This window comes from Lentzea sp. NPDC004782, from assembly GCF_040609115.1.
Taxonomy (GTDB): domain Bacteria; phylum Actinomycetota; class Actinomycetes; order Mycobacteriales; family Pseudonocardiaceae; genus Lentzea.
Genome location: NZ_JBEXJN010000042.1, coordinates 22,523 through 42,884 on the forward strand (window position 1 = coordinate 22,523; position 20,362 = coordinate 42,884).

At 69.2% G+C, this 20,362-nt stretch carries 23 protein-coding genes; 13 read left to right on the top strand and 10 right to left on the bottom strand.

The annotated features are described in order from the left end of the window. The first annotated feature begins 2 nt into the window (after nt 1-2). From ABZV40_RS32075 to ABZV40_RS32110, 8 genes are all read left to right on the top strand, one after another. A complete protein-coding gene (locus ABZV40_RS32075; RefSeq protein WP_355449919.1) occupies nt 3-863 on the top strand; it encodes an FAD binding domain-containing protein in 861 nt (286 codons plus the stop codon). Continuing rightward, nucleotides 854-1,315, top strand: coding sequence for a (2Fe-2S)-binding protein (locus ABZV40_RS32080; protein ID WP_355449922.1), 462 nt, complete (start codon nt 854-856; stop codon nt 1,313-1,315). The genes ABZV40_RS32075 and ABZV40_RS32080 overlap by 10 nt, the downstream gene beginning before the upstream one ends. Further along, nucleotides 1,312-2,667 carry an 8-oxoguanine deaminase gene (locus ABZV40_RS32085; protein WP_355449925.1) on the top strand — a complete coding sequence of 452 codons (1,356 nt, stop codon included), beginning with the start codon at nt 1,312-1,314 and terminating at the stop codon, nt 2,665-2,667. The genes ABZV40_RS32080 and ABZV40_RS32085 overlap by 4 nt, the downstream gene beginning before the upstream one ends. Next, the gene (locus ABZV40_RS32090; protein ID WP_355449928.1) at nt 2,664-4,850 is read left to right on the top strand and encodes a molybdopterin cofactor-binding domain-containing protein; all 2,187 of its coding nucleotides are present in this window, start codon (nt 2,664-2,666) and stop codon (nt 4,848-4,850) included. Before ABZV40_RS32085 ends, ABZV40_RS32090 begins: the two co-directional genes overlap by 4 nt. Before the next feature lie 30 nt (nt 4,851-4,880). After that, entirely contained in the window at nt 4,881-5,342 is a 462-nt protein-coding gene (locus ABZV40_RS32095) for a nucleoside deaminase (protein ID WP_355449931.1), read from the top strand. 161 nt (nt 5,343-5,503) lie between these two features. Then, the gene (locus tag ABZV40_RS32100) at nt 5,504-6,910 is read left to right on the top strand and encodes an NCS2 family permease (protein ID WP_355449934.1); all 1,407 of its coding nucleotides are present in this window, start codon (nt 5,504-5,506) and stop codon (nt 6,908-6,910) included. Nucleotides 6,911-6,963: 53 nt separating this feature from the next. Beyond that, a complete protein-coding gene (locus ABZV40_RS32105) occupies nt 6,964-8,046 on the top strand; it encodes an XdhC family protein (protein WP_355449936.1) in 1,083 nt (360 codons plus the stop codon). Then, on the top strand, nt 8,012-8,260 hold the full coding sequence (locus ABZV40_RS32110; protein WP_355449939.1) for a hypothetical protein: 249 nt from the start codon (nt 8,012-8,014) through the stop codon (nt 8,258-8,260). The genes ABZV40_RS32105 and ABZV40_RS32110 overlap by 35 nt, the downstream gene beginning before the upstream one ends. Nucleotides 8,261-8,326: 66 nt before the next feature. On the opposite strand, the gene ABZV40_RS32115 is transcribed toward ABZV40_RS32110, so the two are convergent. The 5 genes from ABZV40_RS32115 to ABZV40_RS32135 form a co-directional block, all read right to left on the bottom strand. Continuing rightward, on the bottom strand, nt 8,327-8,959 hold the full coding sequence (locus ABZV40_RS32115; protein WP_355449941.1) for a response regulator transcription factor: 633 nt from the start codon (nt 8,957-8,959) through the stop codon (nt 8,327-8,329). 139 nt (nt 8,960-9,098) lie between these two features. Continuing rightward, the gene (locus ABZV40_RS32120; protein ID WP_355449944.1) at nt 9,099-10,253 is read right to left on the bottom strand and encodes a sensor histidine kinase; all 1,155 of its coding nucleotides are present in this window, start codon (nt 10,251-10,253) and stop codon (nt 9,099-9,101) included. 9 nt (nt 10,254-10,262) lie between these two features. After that, the gene (locus tag ABZV40_RS32125) at nt 10,263-10,931 is read right to left on the bottom strand and encodes an ABC transporter permease (protein WP_355449947.1); all 669 of its coding nucleotides are present in this window, start codon (nt 10,929-10,931) and stop codon (nt 10,263-10,265) included. Between the two features lie 40 nt (nt 10,932-10,971). Then, nucleotides 10,972-11,865 (bottom strand): ABC transporter ATP-binding protein, encoded by an 894-nt coding sequence (locus ABZV40_RS32130; RefSeq protein ID WP_355449950.1) that lies wholly within the window; start codon nt 11,863-11,865, stop codon nt 10,972-10,974. Between the two features lie 78 nt (nt 11,866-11,943). Next, nucleotides 11,944-12,855 (bottom strand): LysR family transcriptional regulator, encoded by a 912-nt coding sequence (locus ABZV40_RS32135; RefSeq protein ID WP_355449953.1) that lies wholly within the window; start codon nt 12,853-12,855, stop codon nt 11,944-11,946. A gap of 71 nt (nt 12,856-12,926) precedes the next feature. On the opposite strand from ABZV40_RS32135, the gene ABZV40_RS32140 reads away from it, so the two are divergent. Together ABZV40_RS32140 and ABZV40_RS32145 are read left to right on the top strand one after the other, a co-directional pair. Continuing rightward, nucleotides 12,927-13,835, top strand: a complete 909-nt coding sequence (locus ABZV40_RS32140) for an SDR family NAD(P)-dependent oxidoreductase (RefSeq protein WP_355449956.1) — start codon at nt 12,927-12,929, stop codon at nt 13,833-13,835. 3 nt (nt 13,836-13,838) lie between these two features. After that, entirely contained in the window at nt 13,839-14,663 is an 825-nt protein-coding gene (locus tag ABZV40_RS32145) for an SDR family NAD(P)-dependent oxidoreductase (protein WP_355449959.1), read from the top strand. On the opposite strand, the gene ABZV40_RS32150 is transcribed toward ABZV40_RS32145, so the two are convergent. After that, nucleotides 14,656-15,246: a helix-turn-helix domain-containing protein gene (locus tag ABZV40_RS32150; protein WP_355449961.1), complete on the bottom strand. Its 591-nt coding sequence runs from the start codon at nt 15,244-15,246 to the stop codon at nt 14,656-14,658. The two genes, ABZV40_RS32145 and ABZV40_RS32150, sit on opposite strands and share 8 nt — an antisense overlap. A gap of 79 nt (nt 15,247-15,325) precedes the next feature. Between ABZV40_RS32150 and ABZV40_RS32155 the strand changes: the two genes are divergently transcribed. Continuing rightward, nucleotides 15,326-15,652: an antibiotic biosynthesis monooxygenase gene (locus ABZV40_RS32155; RefSeq protein WP_355449964.1), complete on the top strand. Its 327-nt coding sequence runs from the start codon at nt 15,326-15,328 to the stop codon at nt 15,650-15,652. Between the two features lie 3 nt (nt 15,653-15,655). Here the strand turns inward: ABZV40_RS32155 and ABZV40_RS32160 are convergent, their stop codons facing one another. Then, nucleotides 15,656-16,255 carry a DUF305 domain-containing protein gene (locus ABZV40_RS32160; protein WP_355449967.1) on the bottom strand — a complete coding sequence of 200 codons (600 nt, stop codon included), beginning with the start codon at nt 16,253-16,255 and terminating at the stop codon, nt 15,656-15,658. A gap of 92 nt (nt 16,256-16,347) precedes the next feature. On the opposite strand from ABZV40_RS32160, the gene ABZV40_RS32165 reads away from it, so the two are divergent. Next, nucleotides 16,348-17,838, top strand: coding sequence for a hypothetical protein (locus ABZV40_RS32165; protein ID WP_355449971.1), 1,491 nt, complete (start codon nt 16,348-16,350; stop codon nt 17,836-17,838). Nucleotides 17,839-17,973: 135 nt separating this feature from the next. Here ABZV40_RS32165 and ABZV40_RS32170 read toward each other — a convergent pair whose 3' ends face one another. The 3 genes from ABZV40_RS32170 to ABZV40_RS32180 are packed head-to-tail and all read right to left on the bottom strand — an operon-like array spanning nt 17,974 to nt 19,628. Beyond that, nucleotides 17,974-18,858: a helix-turn-helix transcriptional regulator gene (locus tag ABZV40_RS32170; RefSeq protein ID WP_355449973.1), complete on the bottom strand. Its 885-nt coding sequence runs from the start codon at nt 18,856-18,858 to the stop codon at nt 17,974-17,976. A gap of 2 nt (nt 18,859-18,860) precedes the next feature. Continuing rightward, nucleotides 18,861-19,256, bottom strand: coding sequence for a Scr1 family TA system antitoxin-like transcriptional regulator (locus ABZV40_RS32175; protein WP_355449976.1), 396 nt, complete (start codon nt 19,254-19,256; stop codon nt 18,861-18,863). Nucleotides 19,257-19,298: 42 nt separating this feature from the next. Further along, the gene (locus ABZV40_RS32180) at nt 19,299-19,628 is read right to left on the bottom strand and encodes a hypothetical protein (protein ID WP_355449979.1); all 330 of its coding nucleotides are present in this window, start codon (nt 19,626-19,628) and stop codon (nt 19,299-19,301) included. Between the two features lie 200 nt (nt 19,629-19,828). Here ABZV40_RS32180 and ABZV40_RS32185 point away from each other — a divergent pair, with 200 nt between their 5' ends. Next, the gene (locus tag ABZV40_RS32185; RefSeq protein WP_355449982.1) at nt 19,829-20,362 is read left to right on the top strand and encodes a UTRA domain-containing protein; all 534 of its coding nucleotides are present in this window, start codon (nt 19,829-19,831) and stop codon (nt 20,360-20,362) included.

Genomic DNA, 20,362 nt, shown 5'->3' on the forward strand with positions numbered 1-20,362 from the left:
CGATGGACTTCCTTCGACCGGAAACGCTCGCGGAGGCGTTGGAGCTGAAGGCCTCCCGGCCGGACGCCGTGCCGATCGCCGGCGGCACGGACGTGATGGTGGAGCTCAACTACGACCACCGCAGGCCGGCCGCGCTGCTGGACCTCACCCGGATCCCCGAGCTGCAGGCGTACTCCGACGGGCTGCGGATCGGGTCGGGCGTGCCGTACGTGCGGATCATCAACGAGCTGGGAGACCGGCTGCCGGGCCTCGCGATGGCCTCGCGCACGGTCGGGTCGCCGCAGATCCGCAACCGGGGCACGGTCGGCGGCAACCTCGGTGCGGCCTCACCCGCCGGCGACACGCACCCGGTGCTGCTGGCGTCGGACGCGGTCATCGAGGTGGCCTCCGTGCGCGGGACGCGGATGATCCCGGCGGTCGACTTCTACCTGGGGGTCAAGCGGAACGCCTTGGAGCCGGACGAACTGATCGTGGCGGTGCACCTGGCGCCTGCCAAGGGGCCACAACAGTTCGCCAAGGTCGGCACGCGCAACGCCATGGTGATCGCGGTGTGCTCGTTCGCGATCTCGCTGTTCCCGGAGGAGAACCGGGTCGGTGCGGCGGTCGGGTCCGCGGCTCCCACGCCGCGCCGGGCGTACGAGGCCGAGGAGTTCCTGGCCGCCGAGCTGGACTTCTCCTCGCCGAAGCCGTTGCTGGACTCGGTGAAGCGGGAGTTCGGCGAGCTCGTGTCGCGGGCGGCGTCGCCGATCGACGACGTGCGCGGGTCGGCGGCGTATCGCAGGCACGCCTTGGCAGTGATGGCTCGCCGGACTCTCGGGTGGGCCTGGCAGGAACTTCTGGACGGGGAGCAGGCATGCGCGTGAACCTGACGGTCAACGGCGAGCAGCGCCAGGCCGACGACGTGTGGGAAGGCGAGTCGCTGCTGTTCATGCTGCGTGAGCGGCTCGGGCTGCCCGGTTCGAAGAACGCCTGCGAGCAGGGCGAGTGCGGGTCCTGCACGGTGTACCTGGACGACGTGCCGGTGTGCGCGTGCCTGGTCGCGGCCGGGCAGGCGCAGGACCGTTCCGTGCGGACCGTCGAGGGACTCGCCGACGGTGACGCGCTGGACCCGGTGCAGGAGGCGTTCGTCGAGGCGGGCGCGGTGCAGTGCGGGTTCTGCACGCCCGGTCTCGTCGTGGCGGCGCACGACCTGCTGGAGCGCGTGCCGTCGCCGTCCGACCCGGAGATCCGCGAGGCGCTCGCCGGAAACCTGTGCCGGTGCACGGGGTACGAGAAGATCCTGGACGCCGTGCGATTGGCGGCGTCGCGCCGATGATCGTTCTCGACCGCTGTGCGGTGTCCACTGTGGATCCTGCCGGAACCGAACACGCGTCCGGTCACGTGGTGGTGTCTTCCGACGGACGGATTGCTTCGGCCGGTTCGGGTCCCGCGCCTCGTCCGTACGAGTCGCACACGTACGTCGACGCGTCGTCATGCCTGGTCACGCCCGGGCTGATCAACACGCACCACCACCTGTACCAGTGGGCCACCCGCGGGCTCGCCCAGGACGCGACGCTGTTCGAGTGGCTGACCACGCTGTACCCGGTGTGGCGCGGGCTGGACGACACGGTGACGCACGCGGCCGCGTCCGCCGGGCTCGCGAAGCTGGCGTTGACGGGCTGCACCCTGGCCGCTGACCACCACTACGTCTTCCCGTCCGGCGGCGGCGACGTGTTCGACGCGCTGGTGTCGGCCGGGCGGCGGATCGGGATCCGGTTGGAGGCGATCCGCGGGTCGATGGACCGCGGGCAGTCCGACGGCGGGCTGCCGCCGGACAACCTGGTCGAGGACACCGAGGCCGCGCTGGTCGCGACCGAGCAGGCGATCGGGGACCACCACTCGACAGCTCCTGATGCCCTCGTGCGCGTCGCTGTGGGGCCCTGCTCGCCGTTCTCGGTGTCGCGTGAGCTGATGACCGGAGCTGCTTCTCTCGCACGTCGTCACGGCGTTCGGCTGCACACGCACCTCGCCGAGACGCTGGACGAGGAAGAGCAGTGCCTGGCGGAGAACGGGTGCACGCCGACCGAGTACGCCGAGCAGCTCGGCTGGCTGGGGCCGGACGTGTGGCTCGCGCACACCGTGCACCTGTCGTCGGACGCGGTGAAGCGGCTCGGCGCGACCTCGACCGGGTCCGCGCACTGCCCGACGTCCAACGGGCGGCTCGGTACCGGCATCGCGCCGGTCCGGGACCTGCTCGACGCCGGTGCCCCGGTCGGGCTCGGCGTCGACGGTGCCGCGTCCAATGAGGACGGTGGACTGAACGTCGAGCTGCGGGCGGCGTTGCACCAGGCCCGGCAGCGGGGTGGGCCGCGTGCGCTGGACGTCCGGCAGGCGTTGTGGATGGCCACGATGGGTGGCGCCCGGTGCCTGGGCCGCGACGACGCGCTGGGCTCGATCGAGCCGGGCAAGGTCGCGGACCTCGCGGTGTGGGACCTGTCCGGAATGGACTACGCGGGGATCGCGGACCCGGTGGCGGCGCTGGTGCTCGGCACTCCGCCGCCGTTGAAACTGTTGATCGTGGGCGGCGAGGTCGTCGTGCGGGACGGGGTTCTGCGGACGGCGTCGACCGACGAGCTGGCCCGGGAACTCGGTTCTGCCAGCGCCAAGCTTCAGGAGGCAGCGCGATGACCCTCACTCCCGCCGAACTCACCTCCGCGGTGTCGGGTGGCATCGGGACGTCACCGCAGCGCCCGGACGGCAACCTGAAGGTGCGCGGCGAGTTCGCCTACGCGTCCGACCTGTGGCACGAGGACATGATCTGGGGCTCGACCCTGCGTTCGCCGCACCCGTACGCGCGGATCGTGTCGGTGGACCTGACCGAGGCGCTGAAGGTGCCGGGCGTGTACGCGGTGCTGACCCACTCGGACGTCCCCGGCCGGAACCTGTACGGGTTGGAGCACAAGGACCAGCCGGTGCTGGCCGTGGACGTCGTGCGCTACCAGGGCGAACCGGTCGCGCTGGTCGGCGCGGACCACCCGGAGACCGCGCTGCGGGCCATGAAGAAGATCGTCGTGGTCTACGACGTGCTGGAGCCCGTGGTGGACATGGAGACCGCGATCGAGGACACCCCGTTGCACCCCGGCGGGAACCTGGTGCGGCACGTACCGATCCGGCGCGGCTCACAGGACGTCACCGCCGACGTCGTGGTCACCGGCCGGTACGAGGTCGGCATGCAGGACCAGGCGTTCCTCGGTCCGGAGTCCGGTCTCGCCGTGCCCGCCGACGACGGTTCGGTCGACCTGTACATCGCGACGCAGTGGCTGCACGTCGACCGCGCGCAGGTGGCGTCCGCGCTGGGGCTTCCCGAGGAGAAGGTCCGGCTGACGCTGTCCGGCGTCGGCGGTGCGTTCGGCGGCCGCGAGGACCTGTCGATGCAGGTGCACGCATGCCTGCTGGCGTTGCACACCGGCAAGCCGGTCAAGATGGTCTACAACCGCGAGGAGTCGTTCTACGGGCACGTGCACCGGCACCCGGCCGTGCTGTACTACGAGCACGGCGCCGACCACACCGGCAAGCTGGTCTACGTGCGCACTCGGATGTACCTGGACGGTGGTGCCTACGCCTCCTCGACACCGGCTGTCGTGGCGAACGCGGCGACGTTGGGCATCGGTCCGTACGAGGTCGACAACGTGACCATCGACGCTTACGGCGTCTACACGAACAACCCGCCGTGCGGTGCGATGCGCGGATTCGGTGCTGTGCAGGCGGGTTTCGCCTACGAGTCCCAGATGGACAAGCTGGCCGAGGCGCTGGGCATGTCACCGGTGGACATCCGGGTGCGCAACGCGATGACCGAGGGTTCCGTGATGCCGACCGGTCAGGTGGTCGACTCCGCGGCGCCCGTCGCGCAGCTGCTGAAGCTGGTGCAGGACAAGCCGTTGCCCGCCGGCACCTCGTCGGACATCCGCGAGCTGCCCGGTGGTGTCTCGAACACCACGCACGGCGAAGGTGTGGTGCGGGGTGTCGGTTATGCCGTCGGCATCAAGAACATCTGCTTCTCCGAGGGCTACGACGACTACTCGACCGCGCGCGTGCGGGTGTCGATGGTCAACGGTTCATTGGCCGCCGCCGTGCACACCGCCGCGTGCGAGGTCGGCCAAGGTCTGGTGACGATCATGCAGCAGATCGTGCGGACCGAGCTCGGCATCGAACGCGTGACCGTGCTGCCGATGGACACCACGATCGGCAACGGCGGTTCGACCTCCGCCTCGCGCCAGACGTACGTGACCGGTGGTGCGGTGAAGGCCGCCTGCGCCGCGGTTCGGTCGCGTTTGGACGGCCGGACGGACATCGGTACCGAGGTGATCGACGAGACCGTCGAGTGGCGGCACCGCGCGACCGAGCCGTTGGATCCCGAGACGGGACAAGGAAACGCGCACGTCCAGTACGGCTTCGCCGCGCACCGCGCTGTGGTCGACGTGGACGTGGAGCTCGGCCTGGTGCGCGTCGTGGCGCTGGACTGCGCCCAGGACGTCGGCAAGGCGCTCAACCCGCAGGCCGTGGTGGGCCAGATCCAGGGCGGTTCCGCCCAGGGCCTCGGCCTCGCGGTGATGGAGGAGATCCAGACCTCCGGCGGCAAGGTGCGCAACCCGTCGTTCACCGACTACCTGATCCCGACCGTGCTCGACATGCCGCCGATGAGCATCGACGTGCTCGAACTCGCCGATCCCCACGCCCCGTACGGCATCCGCGGCGTCGGCGAACCGCCCACCATCTCGTCGACCCCGGCGATCGTGGCGGCGATCCGCGCGGCGACCGGCCTGGCGCTCACCCGCGTCCCGGTCCGCCCGGAACACCTCACCGGTACCTGATCTGTGTCTGATTTCCCTGGAGTTGTTGCCGTGAACGCACATCTGCTCGCCACCATCGACCTGGCCACCCGCAACGTGGCCGACGGCGGCGGCCCGTTCGGCGCGATGATCGTCCGCGACGGTTCCGTGATCGCCACGGGCGTCAACCAGGTGACGCCGACGCTGGACCCCACCGCGCACGCCGAGGTCGTCGCGATCCGCGCGGCCTGCCGGGCGCTCGGTGACTTCAAGTTGACCGGCTGCACGCTGATCTCCTCGTGCGAGCCGTGTCCCCTGTGCCTGTCCGCCGCGCTGTGGGCGCGGGTGGACAGGGTCGTCTACGCCGCCGACCGCCACGACGCGGCCGCGGCCGGGTTCGACGACCGCGAGTTCTACGAGCTGTTCAGCAAGTCCCGCGACGAGTGGGACCTGCCCGTGCACCAGATCTCCACAGGCGAGGACAACGCCCCGTTCACCGCGTGGTTGTCCCTCGCCACCCGTATCGACTACTGACGACCGTGTTTGTTCACGAGCAACCAGTACACCGGCGGTGTTCCCCCGTAGGAACGCCGGCCGTGCAATAGGGGCCAAAAGCCTGCCTTGCTGACCGGAGCTGTAGCCAAATGCGTTCCGGCGTTGGAACGCGCCCACCGGCATGGGAAAGGCCGTCCTTCATGACCCAGTTGCGGAGCCGGACATCGACCTCGGCCCTCGACCAGTTCTTCCGCATCACCGAACGCGGCAGCACGCTCGGCCGCGAGGTACGGGGCGGTATCACGACTTTCGTCGCGATGTCGTACATCGTGCTGCTGAACCCGTTGATCCTCGGCGCGTCCGCCGACATCACCGGAGCGAAGCTCAGCATCGCCGAGATCACCACCGCGACCGCGCTGGCCGCGGGCGTGATGACCGTCCTCATGGGACTCGTCGGCAACGCGCCGCTGGCACTGGCCGCCGGTCTCGGCGTGAACGGCGTGGTGGCGTTCCAGATGGCGCCGGCCATGACGTGGGCCCAGGCCTTCGGTCTGGTGGTGCTGGAGGGCCTGTGCATCGTGCTCATGGCCGTCTCCGGCGTGCGCGAACGCATCATCAACGCGATCCCCGAGCCGTTGAAGATCGCGATCACCGTGGGCATCGGCCTCTACATCGCGTTGGTGGGCCTGGTTTCCGCGGGGTTCGTGACCCGCACGCCCGACGCCGTCGGTTCCACGGTCCCGGTGCGCATGGGCGTCGACGGCCACCTGAGCGGCTGGCCGATCGTGGTCTTCTGCCTGGGGCTGCTGCTGATGATCGTGCTGATGGCGCGCGGCGTGCCCGGTGCGGTGCTGATCAGCATCGTCGTCGCCACCGTCGTGGCGGTTGTGGTGAACTCGGTGTTCAAGGTGCACGGCTGGGGTCTGGTGACGCCGTCGCTGCCCTCGTCCCTGGTCGGCTCACCGGACTTCGGGCTGTTCGGCCGGGTGGACCTGTTCGGCGGCTTCGTCTCGGCGGGGGTCATCGCCGCGACGATCTTCCTGTTCACCCTCGTCCTGTCCGGTTTCTTCGACGCCATGGGCACCATCACGTCGGTGTCCGACGAGGCGGGCCTCACGCGTGACGGCCGCGTGGAGGGCATGGGCAGGATCCTGGTGGTCGACGGCGCCGGCGCGATCGCCGGTGGCGTCACGGGTTCGGCCCCGAACACGGTGTTCCTGGAGTCGGCGGCGGGCGTTGGCGAAGGCGCCCGCACCGGTCTGGCCTCGGTGGTCACCGGCGGTCTGTTCCTGGTCGCACTGCTGTTCACCCCGCTGGCCACCGTCGTGCCCGCGCAGGCGGCGGCTCCCGCGCTGGTGGTCATCGGCGGGCTGATGATGACCCAGATCCGCCGAATCCCTTGGCACGAAACGGACTTCACCATCCCGGTGTTCCTGACCGCGGCCATCATCCCGTTCACCTACTCGATCACCAACGGCATCGGCGCGGGCCTGCTGTCCTACGTCGTGCTGCGCATCTGCAAGGGCCGTTGGCCGGGCTGGCTGATGACGGGCCTCGCCCTGATGTTCGCCGTGTACTTCGGCGTGGACGTGATCACCGGCAAGTGAGGCCGGGTTCGGCCGGGCGGCCACCCGGCCGAACCCCTCGAACTGGAGGTTCGATGCGCGACCTGGCAACGACTCTGCTCTCGTGGGACCGCTTCGCGGTCGCTTCGGTGGTGGCCGTGCGGGGCAGCGCACCACGCCCGGTGGGCGCCGCGATGGCGGTCGGCCCGGACGGTCAGGTGATCGGCAGCGTGTCCGGCGGCTGCGTGGAGGCCGAGGTCTACGACCTGGCGTGCGAGGTGCTCAGCACGTCGGTGCCCGCACTGGCCACCTTCGGCTACTCCGACGACACGGCGTTCGCCGTCGGACTGACCTGCGGCGGCTCGCTGGACGTCCTGGTGCAACGGGACAGCCCGTCGTTGCGCGCCGCCCTTCAGGCCTCCGTGGACGGACACCCGGTGTCGGTGCGGTTCTCGGTCGACGACCGCGTGTTCACCGAGTCGTGGCTGCCCGCACCGCGCCTGCTGGTGTTCGGTGCCATCGACCACGCCGCGGCCGTCGCCGAGATCGGCCGGTTCCTCGGTTACCACGTGACGGTGTGCGACGCGCGCCCGGTCTTCGCCACCCCTGAACGCTTTCCGGCCGCTGATGAAGTCGTGGTCGACTGGCCGCACCGCTACCTCGCCTCCACCCGCACCGACTCCTCCACGGCCGTCGTGGTGCTGACCCACGACCCGAAGTTCGACATCCCGGTGCTGGTCGAGGCGCTGGACCGCCCGCTGGCGTTCGTGGGTGCCCTGGGTTCCCGCCGCACGCACGCCGAACGCCTGGAACGCCTGCGCGAGGCAGGCGTGCCCCCTGCCGCGCTGGCTCGGCTGCGTTCCCCGATCGGGCTCGACCTGGGCGGCCGCAGTCCCGCCGAGACCGCGGTGTCGATCGCCGCCGAACTGGTGGCGCTGCGGCACGGCGGCACCGGCCTGCCCCTGTCCTCGCTGTCCTCCCCCATCCACCGAGACCAGGAGAGTCATGGCACTGATCTTTCTCAACGGCGGCGGCATGCGGGGCGGGCCACTGCACTCGCAGCTCCAGGGCACCCCGATGGTGTGCCGAGCCCGCAGTGCGGCCAAGTACCGGTACTTCTCGGTGCGGGACGAGTTCCCGGCGATGCACGAGTCGGGCTCGGCCTCGGTCGTCGGTGAGCTCTACGACCTGCCGCTGAAGGTCCTGCGCGACCACCTCGTCCCGGCCGAGCCGCCGGAGCTGGAGATCGGCGTCATCGAACTGGAGGACGGCAGCGCCGCCCTGGCCACCGTCCTGCGCGACGCGATCGTCGAACCGTTGCTCCGATCGGGTGACATCCGGGACATCTCGTATCTCGGGGACTGGCGCGAGTTCCTTCATCACGAGGGGTGAGGGAGTGGCAAGGGGGAGTTGCCGCAAGCGGCGGGACCAACCGAAGTGGTCCCGCCGCGGGGGATCTCACCGGGCCTGACCACCACGTCCCTGCAGCAGCCCGCGCTCGTACGCCACCGCTACGGCCGCCGCCCTGTCGCCCACGCCGAGCTTCGCGTAGACGTGCAGCAGATGCGTCTTCACCGTCGCCTCGCTGATGAACAACGCCGCCGCCACCGCCCGGTTCGTGGACCCCTTGGCGACCAGCGCCAGCACGTCCAGCTCCCGCCCCGACAACGGCTCCAGCGCCGGCTCCCGCACCTGCCCCAGCAACCGCGTCGCCACCGCCGGCGACAGCACCGCCTCACCCGCGTGCGCGGCCCGGATCGCCCGGTGCAGCTCGTCGCGCGGCGTGTCCTTCAGCAGGTAACCGGTCGCGCCCGCCTTGATCGCGGGCAACACGTCGCGATCCGTGTCGTAGGTGGTGAGCACCAGGACGCGGCACGGATGGGCACGCAGCCGTTCGATCGCGGACAGCCCGTCGGAGCCCGGCATGCGCAGGTCCATCAGCACGACGTCCGGCCCCAGCGCCACGACGACCGCGACCGCCTCGTCGCCGGACGCCGCCTCGCCCACGACCTCGAAGTCCGGGCACGCCAGCATGCCGCGCAGGCCGTCGCGGACGACGGGGTGGTCGTCGACGATCACCAGCCGGATCACGCGGGCACCCGCGATCCCACGCAGTCGCCGAGGCCTACGGCCATCACGTCCCCCAACCTCCGCATCGCTCCCGCAGTGCCTGCCGCGTCTGGATCGGCGCCGGACCGCGCGAGTCCGCCCGGCGTCGGCGCCACCACGTTCATGCCGGTACCCGCGCCGAGATCGCGGTGCCCCCACCCGGTTCCGACTCCACGAACAACGCGCCGGACAGCCGGTGCACCCGGTGGCGCATCGCGGGCAGCCCGAAGCCCGGCGTGGGCCGCTTCAGGTCGAAGCCCACGCCGTCGTCGCGCACGTCGAGCGTCACCACGTCCTCCATGTAGGACAGGGTCAGGCCCACGCGGGAGGCACCGGCGTGCTTGGCCACGTTCGCCAGGGCCTCCTGGGCCATGCGCAGCAGGGCGACCTCGACCTCGGGGTGCATCACGCGCACCTCGCCGGTCAGGGTGACCGACACCGGCACGCCGTAGACCGCGGACCAGCCCGACGCCACCTCGTCCAGCGCCTCGGGCAGGGCCGCGGAGTCCAGCGCGGGTGGGCGCAGGGCGTGCACCGAGCGGCGGGCCTCGGCCAGGTTCGCGCGGGCCAGGTCGGCCGCCACGGACACGCGGCGCTCCCAGTCGGACTCGGAGGCCGCCGACAGTTGCGTGATGATGCCCGTGAGGCCCTGGGCCAGCGTGTCGTGGATCTCACCGGCCAGACGGTGCCGCTCGTCCTGCACGCCTGCCTCGTGCGCCTGCACCAGGAGCTGGGCGTGGAGGCCCTCGTTCTCCTCCAGCAGCTCCTTGCGCCGACGGGCTTGTTCGGTTGTCACGTGGCCGATGAACGTGAAGGCGCAGGCCAGCACCACGAACACCAGCAGCAGCAACCAGAAGGCAGATGACTGCCCCTCTGGTGGGTAGCCGCCGAACAACGACAGCGTCGCCAGCCCGGCCGTCAGCGCCACCACGAGGAACATCCAGCGGCCGCGCAGCAGCTCACTCGCGTAGATGTAAACCGCGTACGACACCGCGCCGAACCAGTGCTCGCGCATGGCCAGCACCGCGTAGAACGCGAGCATGCCGCCGATGAACACGGCCATCAGCCCCGCGCGGTCGCGCCACGCGGGGTGCAGCGTGAACCACCACGCCATCCACCCGTAGCCGAACGCCACCACCCCGTACGTGATCCAGCGGTCCTGCGCCGACTGCTCGGTGAAGATCGAGTACAGCACGGTCGTCACGGTCAGCACGAAGTACGGGATCACGTTCGCGACGAACGCGAGCCTGCGCTCCCACCTGTCCAACGCGGCCATGTCCACGAGCTACTCCCAGCGGAACGTCTTCGCCGCGACGGTACCCGCCACGAGGCTCACCAGCCCCATGATCGCGAGATGCCTCCAGTCCGGCGTGCTTCCCAGCCACGCCTGCTGCAGCGCCTCCACGCCGGGAGGCGAGTACGAACCGATCTGCTGGACCACCGAGGGCAGCATGAACCGCGGCAGGTACACGCCGCCGAAGAACATCAGCAGCATGAACACCACCGTCGCCCAGCCGCCGGCCGCCCGCGCGTTCGGGGCCAGTGAAGCGATCACCATGCCCAGCGCGAACGTCCCAGCGCCTCCCAGCACCACGGCACACGCCAGGCCGAGTGGATGGTGAGGCAGGTCGACGCCGAAAACGACGTACCCCACCAGGATAGTGAGCAGCACCGACAAGATCGCCGCGCAGAAGTTGACCACCAGCTGCCCCACCAGCAACCGCGCCGGGTGCATGGGCGTCGTGGACAGTCGCCGCAACACGCCCTTCTCCCGATATGTCGCCACGACCGCCGGCAGACGCTGCAACCCGATGAACACCAAGGTGAACACGACGATCGACGACATGTAGCTGTCGATGAACCGAAGTCCGCCGAACTTCGGATCAGGCGTCCGCAACCCCGGAACCGCCCCCAGCCCGAGCAGCAACAGCGACGGGAAGAGCAGAGCGAACACCGAGTTCAGCCGATCGCGAACGAACAGCCGGGCTTCCACCTCAATGATCCGAAACACCACTACCCCCGGTCAGCTCGACGTAGGCGTCGTCCAGCGAAACCTGGTCGACGCGAAGTTGCCGCGCCACGATCTGCTTGCGCGCCAAGAAGGAAGTCACCGCGTGCAGCAGGTTCTCCGACCCGCTCACCACCAGCTGCTCCCCCGCGAACGACACGTCGCTGACCTCCGGCAACGCCGAAAGCGACGCGACATCCACCGCGGCGGAGGGCACGAACCGGACCCGCGTCGAACCGTCCACCCGCGACACCAGCCCGGAAGGCGTGTCCAGCGCGGCGATCCGCCCGTCGCGGAACACCGCGACCCGGTCGCACAGCCGTGCGGCTTCCTCCATGAAGTGCGCGACGAGCAGGATCGTCACCCCCGTCGACCGCACGTCCTCGATCACCGACCACGTGTCCCGCCGCGCCTGCGGATCCAGCCCGGTCGTGAGCTCGTCCAGGATCGCCACCCGCGGCGACCCGATGAGCGCCAGCGCGATCGACAGCCGCTGCTTCAACCCGCCGGACAGCCGCCCGAACTCCGCCCGCAGGTGCGGGGTCAGCCCCAGCCGCTCGGACCAGTCCACCGGCGACGGGTAGAACGACGAGAACAGCGACAACGCCTCGCCCACCCGCAGCCGTTCCGGCAGCTCCGACGCCTGCAGCTGCACCCCGATCGCGGCGCGGACGTCCGCGGGACGCCGGCCGAGCACCGACACGGTCCCCCGGTCCGGTGTCCGCAACCCGGCCACGCACTCGACGGTGGTCGACTTGCCGGCGCCGTTCGGTCCCAGGATGCCGAAGATCTCCCCTTCGGCGACCTCGAAGGACACCGAGTCCACCGCGACCCGAGGCCCGTACCTCTTCCCGAGGTCGCGCACTTCGATGATTGCCATGCGACCAGCCTCGGCGAACGCCGGTCGAAGATCATCGATCGGGCGGCGACACCGGCATCAACCGATCGGTTGATGCCGTTACTCAGCCTCCAGCACCGCGGCACGCACAGCCTCGGCCAGGCGTGCGACCGGCTCCGGCACGGGTCCGGGCATCCGCGCGAGCAGGAGCCGCCGCTGCTCGGCCGGCCCGCCCCGCACCGGCAGGATCCGGACTCCCGCGGGCACGACGGACGCCAGCGCCGCGGGCACCGTCGTGATGCCGAATCCCGCCGCGACCAGCTGCAGCTTCGCCAGCCAGTCGCGCGCCGTGTGCGCGACGACGGGCCGTTCGTCCAGCCCCGGCCAGACCCCCATCACCAGCTGGTCGCCGGGCCCGGCGATCCACCGCTGTCCCCGCAGATCCGCGATGTCGAGGAAGTCGTTGCGGGCCAACGGATGCGTCGCCGCGACAGCGACGCGCAGGCTGCGTTCGGCCAGCGTGTCGATCACCAGCGCGGGAGTCTCGTCGTCGGGCGCGCGGAACGGCGGCGCGGACGCGATCAACGCGAGGTCCACCGTGCCCGCCCGCAGCGCGCGCACCAACGCCGGAGTGCTCCCCTCGCGCGTGACGACGGTGATCGAGGGATGACTGCGTCCCAACGCCAGCAACGCCCGAGGCACGAGCCAGGCACCGGCCGTGGCGAACCAGCCGAGCCTCACCGTGCTCTCGTCCTGCTCCGGCAACCCCGCGAGCTCCCGGGCACCCGCATCGACCTGATCCACCACCACGGCAGCACGCCGCAGCACGAGCCGCCCGGCCGCAGTGAGCCGCACGCCGTCGTAGCGCCGCTCCAGCAGCTCGACTCCCGCCGCCCGTTCCAAAGCCGCGATCTGCCGTGACACCGCCGACTGCGTGTAGCCCAGGGCGGTGGCCGCCGCGGTCAGCGTCCCGCGCTCAGCCACCTCGCGGAACACCCGCAGCGCGACCAGCGACGCATCGGTGAAGGCCATGACGTCTACGCATACCCCGGTTGAGATACTTTCGCTACCCGCATGCCCGGAACGGGCCTAGCGTCGAAGCCGTGATCACAACGCAGTTCGGATTCAGCAGCACCGCCGCCGAGGTCACCGCCGGCATCGACCTGACCGGCAAACGCGCCGTCGTGACCGGCGCCGCCTCCAGCATCGGCGTCGAGACCGCACGAGCCCTCGCCGGGGCCGGGGCCGAGGTGACCCTGGCCGTCCGCGACACCGCGGCGGGCGAGAAAACCGCCGGGGACATCGGCGGCAACGTCCACGTCGCACATCTCGACCTGACCGACCTCGCGTCCGTCGACGCGTTCACGAGGAACTGGCACGGCCCGCTGCACGTCCTGGTCAACAACGCCGGCGTGATGGCCTGCCCGGAGCGCTACACCGAGCAGGGCTGGGAATGGCAGTTCGCCACCAACCACCTCGGCCACTTCAGCCTCGCCACGGGCCTGCACGACGCGCTCGCACGGGAGGGCGCCCGCATCGTCGCCGTCACGTCCAGCGGCCACATGATCTCCCCGGTGGTCTTCGACGACGTCAGCTACGCCTTCCGCCCGTACGACCCGTGGGGCGCCTACGGCCAAAGCAAGACCGCCAACGTCCTGTTCGCGGTCGAGGCGACCCGCCGCTGGGCACAGGACGGGATCACCGCGAACGCCGTCATGCCGGGCGCGATCCTCACCAACCTCCAACGCCACACCGGTGGACGCGGCACCGGCACCGTCGACCCCGGCCTCTTCAAGACCCCGCAGCAGGGTGCGGCGACCTCCGTCCTCGCCGCCACCTCACCGTTGCTGGAAGGCGTCGGCGGCCGCTACCCCGCCGACTGCAACGAGGCCAGGACCGTCGACCGCCGCGGCGAAGCCCCACCGCTGCAGGGCGTCGCCCGCTACGCCCTCGACCCGGACAACGCCGCCCGCCTGTGGACGTACTCCGAAACCCTCCTCGCGAAGGCATGACCCATGACAGTCGCACTCGTCACCGGCGCCACCCAAGGCCTCGGACTCGCCCTGGTCGAAGGGCTCGCACAACGCCTGCGGCCCACCGACACCGTCTACCTCACCGGCCGGGACGTGGACCGCGTCACGACCGCAGTCCAGTCGATGCCCGGCGGCGGCGCCAGGGTCCGCGGTGAGCTGCTGGACCTCACCGATCCCCACGCGCCGGACCGGCTGGCCGCGCAGATCGAGCAACGCCACGGCGGCATAGACATCGTGTTCGGCAACGCCGTCATGCGCGTCGGCCCCGGCGACGACCCGCGCGAGATCATCGACACCTACACCCAGGTCAACAACTTCGGCACCACGAGACTGCTCAGGGCCTTCGCACCGATGCTGAACGACGACGGCAGGCTGCTGATCGTCGCGAGCTCGCTCGGCACGCTCCACCACCTGGCACCGGTGCTGCACCACAGGTTCACCAGTCCGTCCACTTTGGACGAGATCGACGAGCAGATCGCGCGCTGGCGCGACGAGGTGAAGGACGGTCGCGCGAAGGCGGGCGCGTGGCCCGGTTTCGTGAACATCCCGTCGAAGATCGGCCAAGTCGCGGCCGTGCGCGTGCTGGCGCGGCAACGCCGCCAGGCCGACCTGGAACGCGGCGTCCTGATCGCCTCGGTCTGCCCAGGAATGATCAACACGCCGACCTCCGCGCTGTGGTGGGACGTGAGCGCCGCCCCCACCCCGGCGCAGGCCGCCACCGCACTGCTGGACCTGGCCCAGGACCCGGTCGAACCCGGGCACCACGGCGAGCTGGTCCGCGCCGGCGAGGTGGTTCCGTTCAGCTGATCCGCTGGTCCAGCCCGTGCACGACCTGGTCGAGCAACGTCTGGATGACCGCCTCGTTGTGCTCGGTGCGGCCCGGCGTGATCATCCGCGAGGTCGCCTCCACCATGGCGTGCACGAGCATCGCCCGCAGCTCCGCGCGCCGCACCCCGGCGGTCTTGAACACACCGGCCAACGGCGCGAGCAACCGTTCGTGCTCGGCCCGGATCTGCTCTCGTGAGGCGTCGGGCAACGCGTGCGCGGACAACGCGACCACCGCCCCGTGGCTGCCGTCGGTGATGATCGCGAGCTCGGTGCGCAGATAGGCCTCGATCTTGGCCGGCACGGACGTGGCGCTGTTGACCGCGTCCTCCAGCTTGTCCGCCCACTCGGGCAGCGCGTCCGACACGATCGCGGCGACCAGCTCCTCGCGCGACCGGAAGTACTCGTAGAGGCTCGGCCGGGACAGCCCCACGCGTCTGGCGAGTGACGCGAGCGTCAACGCCTCCGCTCCCTCGGTCGCCACGATCTCGCGCCCGGCGTCCAGCAGGGCGCGCAACCGGTTGGCGCGGTGCTCGGCCACTGTGTCAGCGCTGATCCTCGGCACACCGGGATCGTAGCGCGCTTGCTTTCCCGACGGAGTGTTGGAATAGTTCCCGACAGAGCGTCGGAATCAAGGAGAGTTCATGTTCATCGCGACGAACCGGCTGTTCGTGCCCGCCGAACGGGCCGAGGAGTTCGAGGCCCACTTCCGCAGCAACATGCGGACGTTCCTCCCCGGCGTGCCCGGCCTGCTGCGCAGCACGCTGCTCAAGCCGACCCGCGACGACCAGCCGTACGTGTCGGTCAACGAGTTCGAGTCCGAGGAGCACTTCCGCGCGTGGGTCGCGTCCGACTCGTTCCGCGAGGCGCACAAGCGCAACCGCGGCATCGCCCGGCACGTCACGGGCAACGCCGTCGAGACCTTCCAGCACGCGGAGGACCTGGTGCTGCCGCAGCAGCGCGCCGAGTAGTGCTCACAGCGTGGGGAGCAGGGCCTTCATCCGGTTGATCTCGTCGGTCTGGACGGCGATCACGTCGTCCGCCATCTCCTCGACCTGAACGTTGGTACCGGCCGACTTCACGTCCGTCGCCATCTTGATCGCACCCTCGTGGTGCTTGATCATCAGGTCCAGGAACATCCGGTCGAAGTCCTTGCCCCGCGCGGCACCCAGCGCGGTCAACTGCTCCTGCGTGGCCATACCGGGCATCGAACCGTGGTCGCCGTGCGAGCCCATGTCGTTGTTGACCCGCTGCCACTGCTTCATGGCACCGATCTCCGGCTCCTGGCTGTACCGGATGCGGTCCGCCAGGCCTTTCACCGTCGCGTTCTCCGCACGGTCGGGCACGAACCGGGTCATCGCGAGCGCCTGCTCGTGGTGGACGATCATCATGGCCACGTAAAGGCGATCGGCGTCGTTCGGCGGTGCCGCGACGGCGCCGGAAACGTCAGAGGGCGCCAGCGTCTGCGCGGCCCCGCCGGGTGTGCCCGGTGCGATGACCGGTGCGGCCTCCGGCTCGGAAGTGCAGCCCGCCAACGCCACTACCAGCGCAATCACCGCGACCCCAGAACGCATGAACCAGACAATACCCTCCGAAAGACGCTGGCCCTTAGCAAGGCGAAACGGTCATACTCCCCCTCACCAACCCGTAATGAGGGGGTAAAGCTGTGACTTCACGCGCAACGGCCCGGCGGCGCAGAGCGCCGTTGGCGATTCTGGGGGCGCTCGCGCTGACGTTGTCAACGTTGACGGCACCGGCCCTGGCCGAGCCCGACCTTCCCGCCGACGGAGCGGGCCTGTCGCAGGCCCAGTTGGAGGCGCGGGCCGACGGCACCACCGGCATTCCCGGCGAGAACGAGGTCAGCCGGAGCCGCAACATGGTGAAGGTGGGAAGCCTGCCCAAGCAGGCCCCGTTCGACACCACCTCGGCGCTAAACACCGACCTCGCGTTCCAGGACAACTACGCGTTCCTGGGCAACTACAACGGCTTCACCATCTACGACATCCGCAACCCGCGGAAGCCGAAGATCGTGAGCCAGGTGCTCTGCCCCGGATCGCAGAACGACGTCTCGGTGTACGGGAACCTGCTGTTCCTGTCGACCGACTCGTCCCGCAACGACAACTCCTGCAACAGCGTGCCGCAGCCCGCCTCCGTCAAGGAGTCGTGGGAGGGCATCAAGGTCTTCGACATCAGCGACAAGAAGGCCCCGAAGTACGTCGCGGCCGTCGAGACCGACTGCGGTTCGCACACCCACACGCTGGTGCCGGCGAAGGACCGCAAGAGCGTCTACCTCTACGTCTCGTCCTACTCGCCCAGCGCCTCGTTCCCGGACTGCCAGCCGCCGCACGACAAGATCTCGATCGTCAAGGTTCCGGTGCACAACCCGGCGCAGGCCTCCGTGATCAAGAAGCCCGTGCTGTTCCCGGACGGCGGCAACCCCGGTCACACCGGCACGGTCGAGACCGGCTACACCTCGGCCACCACCGGTTGCCACGACATCACCGTCTACCCGCAGCTCGACCTCGCGGCGGGCGCGTGCATGGGTGACGGCGTGCTGTGGGACATCTCCGACCGGGAGAACCTGGTGGAGCTGAACCGGGTGCAGGACGACGCGCACTTCGCGTTCTGGCACTCGGCCACGTTCAACAACAGCGGCACCAAGGTCGTCTTCACCGACGAGCTCGGTGGCGGCGGCGCGGCGACGTGCAACGAGAAGATCGGCCCGAACCGCGGCGCGAACGGCATCTACGACATCGAGGGCAAGGGCAAGAACCGCAAGCTCGTGTTCAAGTCCTACTACAAGATCCCGCGGATGCAGGCCGACACGGAGAACTGCGTCGCGCACAACGGTTCGCTGATCCCGGTGCCCGGCAAGGACATCATGGTGCAGTCCTGGTACCAGGGCGGCATCTCGGTGTGGGACTTCACGAACTCCAGCAAGCCGCGTGAGATCGGCTTCTACGAGTACGGCGTGCAGCCCGGCAACGTCGTCGGCGGCACGTGGTCCACGTACTACTACAACGGCTACATCTACTCGTCGGAGATCCAGCGCGGCTTCGACGTGATCGACATGCGCGACCCGCGCACGTTCCCGGCGAAGTTCTTCCGCACGGACGAGCTGAACGTGCAGACGCAGGGCAACTTCTACCGCTGGTAACGCCCGAGCTCAGCGCGGCTGCCGTCGTTCGGCAGCCGCGCTGACCGCTGTGAGGACAAAGTCACCGCCACACCATCGAGCCGGTTGATCACCTTCTGGTTGCCGTCGGTGTAAGTCTTGATACCCCAGGCGGAATCAGCTCAGTCGAACGCGTTTCGCCGTGACCGTCTCGTCGTGAGCAGGTTGCAAGGTCTCGTACAAGCGGGTGATCAACGCGGTTGACTCGGCTTCGTCCAAGCTCTGTTCCTCAAGCGCGTGAACCACCGTGTCGTAACCGTCGACAGCGGCCTTCGCCTCGGCGAGGAGGCTGGAGTTCTCGGTCTGAACCCACACCAACGACTCGTATTTGGCGAAGGTCAGCTGGGTGAACGGCCCTGCCAGGCCGGCATGCGCACCGTGTGCCGCGGGCACGATCCGGATCGTGACGTTCGGCCGGTTCGCCATGAACAACAGGTGCAACAGCTGCCCGAGGTGCACCTCGGCACCACCGACCCTGAGGTGTAGCGCCAACTCATGGATGAAGTGAGTGCACCTCACGTTGCGCCGGACCGATGCCTGCATCGCCAGCTGCGCCTGTACCCGCTTGGTCAGCTCGTCGGCGGGCGCAGTAGAGGATGCCCGTAGCACCTCTCGCAGGTAGTCGGTCGTTTGCAGGAACAAGGGCACCATGTGGGTGTGCCAGCTGATCAATGTCGTGGCCACTTTCAGGTGTTCGACGACGGTGCGCAGTTGGATGGGCGAGCACCTGCCGTGCTGCTGCCACCAGCCCAGGATGTGGGTCTCGCCGTAGAGCGACAACAGGTGGGCGACTTCATCAGCGTTCACGCGGCAGACGCCCAGCAGGACGGCGACTTCGAGCTGGGTAGCGCCACCTTTGCCGTTCACCACGTCCGAAACCTTGGCCTCGTCCCAATCCACGATGTCAGCGGCGGCGCGCGAGGTCAGACCGGCCCCCCTGATGGCTGCTCGCAGCCCGGCGCCGAACTCGCGACCACGCGCGGTGGAGAACCGCTTCGGCATGACTACCTCCCCGTCTGAGCGGTAACCAGCCGCAGATTCCGCTGCTGGTCTCCAGAGTCGTTACCCGGCAATGGATCCCGAAGACGTAGTGAGGCGTGGCCGAGTCGGCACGCGGACTCCTGCTCGGATCTGAGAGCGCCGTCGAATGCGGTCAGTGCGCGTTCGTACGGCTCGCGTTCGGCCACGGACTCGAGCCAGGTGTCACCGCCGTGCAGGGTGTGCAGGAGGACGACACCGTCGAAGCGTTTCTCGACGAACCGCATCATCGTGAACGAAGCGCTCTGGCCGAAGTACGGCCTTGATTCACCGTCCACTACTCGGAATTCGAACCCAGGCAGTTCGTTCAGCTCCTCCACATGCTCCAGCTGGTCCGCCATCACTCGCGCCACCAACACCATGTGCCATCAACCTGTTCTTGATCCGTGAATCCACTTCGACGTTCATGCCCGGTGGCGCTTCGGCCGCCAGCACGCGCGCTCCTGCGTTGTCGCTGTTGCCGCCTCGGCCGCGAGGTGAACGTTGAGCAACATGCGGCAGGGTGACGACACCCTCCGCCAGATCGGTCCACGGCGACACTTCTTGCAGCAGCCGTTCTCGTCCGGCTGATGTTCGTCAACGAGCACGCGCAACGCTGCCACCAGCCTCGGAACCTCCTGCCTCGCCATCGACAAGGCAGATGCGCCATCGCCTTCAGCGGCGATCCGTGACATCAGGTCCAGGTGTTCCACGAGTCGTCGGCGCAACTCGGAGAACAAAACCAGATTGCCCATGGCTTCACGCCCTTCAGCTTCTGGCCGACTCGGTGTCGAGACCGAACCGAGCACGGACCGCTTGACAGATGTGCAGCACCTCGGCACAACCTTACTGCAATATCCGAAAGGCGACAAGATTGGGAGCGGTAACCTTGCTGCCCTACGACTAAGGTCAGCGGCGGGACATCCACCAACCGTGAGACCCAGGAGGGCGAGCGATGACGAACGCCGACCCGTGGACGAGTGTGTCCATGCCGTACGTGAGCGGCCAACGCGGCGACGTCTGGGGTGCGGAGGCGGCGGAACATGGCGGCACGGGAACGCAGAAGCTGCTCAGCGTGAACGAGATGGCCGCCTGCGCAACCATCGCCCACATGCTCGGCTTGTCGCCAGGCGAACCGGTGGTCGTCAGACGCCGCGTCATGCTGTTCGACGACCAGCCTGTCGAACTCGTTGACTCGTACTATCCCGCGACCATCGCTCGGGGCACCCGACTGGCTGAGCCCCGCAAGATCCCCGGCGGGGCGGTAGCTCTCCTGACCGAGCTCGGTCACCCGCCTCGCCACGTCCGCGAAGATGTGAGCGCGCGCCTGGCCACCTCAGCTGAACGGACGATGTTGCAACTCGATGCCCCGTCCTGTGTGCTGCTGCTCGCGCGCACTTTGTTCACCGAGGATGATCTTCCTGTCGAAGCCAGCGTGATGACGATGGTGGCCGACGGGCGACGGTTGCGTTACGAGCTGACGCCATGA

Bases quoted from the DNA above. Each gene is read 5' to 3' on its own strand.
- ABZV40_RS32075 (WP_355449919.1), top strand. From the start codon at position 3: ATGGACTTCCTTCGACCGGAAACGCTCGCGGAGGCGTTGGAGCTGAAG.
- ABZV40_RS32080 (WP_355449922.1), top strand. From the start codon at position 854: ATGCGCGTGAACCTGACGGTCAACGGCGAGCAGCGCCAGGCCGACGAC.
- ABZV40_RS32085 (WP_355449925.1), top strand. From the start codon at position 1,312: ATGATCGTTCTCGACCGCTGTGCGGTGTCCACTGTGGATCCTGCCGGA.
- ABZV40_RS32090 (WP_355449928.1), top strand. From the start codon at position 2,664: ATGACCCTCACTCCCGCCGAACTCACCTCCGCGGTGTCGGGTGGCATC.
- ABZV40_RS32100 (WP_355449934.1), top strand. From the start codon at position 5,504: ATGACCCAGTTGCGGAGCCGGACATCGACCTCGGCCCTCGACCAGTTC.
- ABZV40_RS32105 (WP_355449936.1), top strand. From the start codon at position 6,964: ATGCGCGACCTGGCAACGACTCTGCTCTCGTGGGACCGCTTCGCGGTC.
- ABZV40_RS32110 (WP_355449939.1), top strand. From the start codon at position 8,012: ATGCACGAGTCGGGCTCGGCCTCGGTCGTCGGTGAGCTCTACGACCTG.
- ABZV40_RS32120 (WP_355449944.1), bottom strand. From the start codon at position 10,253: ATGGCCGCGTTGGACAGGTGGGAGCGCAGGCTCGCGTTCGTCGCGAAC.
- ABZV40_RS32130 (WP_355449950.1), bottom strand. From the start codon at position 11,865: ATGGCAATCATCGAAGTGCGCGACCTCGGGAAGAGGTACGGGCCTCGG.
- ABZV40_RS32135 (WP_355449953.1), bottom strand. From the start codon at position 12,855: ATGGCCTTCACCGATGCGTCGCTGGTCGCGCTGCGGGTGTTCCGCGAG.
- ABZV40_RS32145 (WP_355449959.1), top strand. From the start codon at position 13,839: ATGACAGTCGCACTCGTCACCGGCGCCACCCAAGGCCTCGGACTCGCC.
- ABZV40_RS32155 (WP_355449964.1), top strand. From the start codon at position 15,326: ATGTTCATCGCGACGAACCGGCTGTTCGTGCCCGCCGAACGGGCCGAG.
- ABZV40_RS32160 (WP_355449967.1), bottom strand. From the start codon at position 16,255: ATGCGTTCTGGGGTCGCGGTGATTGCGCTGGTAGTGGCGTTGGCGGGC.
- ABZV40_RS32170 (WP_355449973.1), bottom strand. From the start codon at position 18,858: ATGCCGAAGCGGTTCTCCACCGCGCGTGGTCGCGAGTTCGGCGCCGGG.
- ABZV40_RS32175 (WP_355449976.1), bottom strand. From the start codon at position 19,256: ATGGTGTTGGTGGCGCGAGTGATGGCGGACCAGCTGGAGCATGTGGAG.
- ABZV40_RS32180 (WP_355449979.1), bottom strand. From the start codon at position 19,628: ATGGGCAATCTGGTTTTGTTCTCCGAGTTGCGCCGACGACTCGTGGAA.
- ABZV40_RS32185 (WP_355449982.1), top strand. From the start codon at position 19,829: ATGACGAACGCCGACCCGTGGACGAGTGTGTCCATGCCGTACGTGAGC.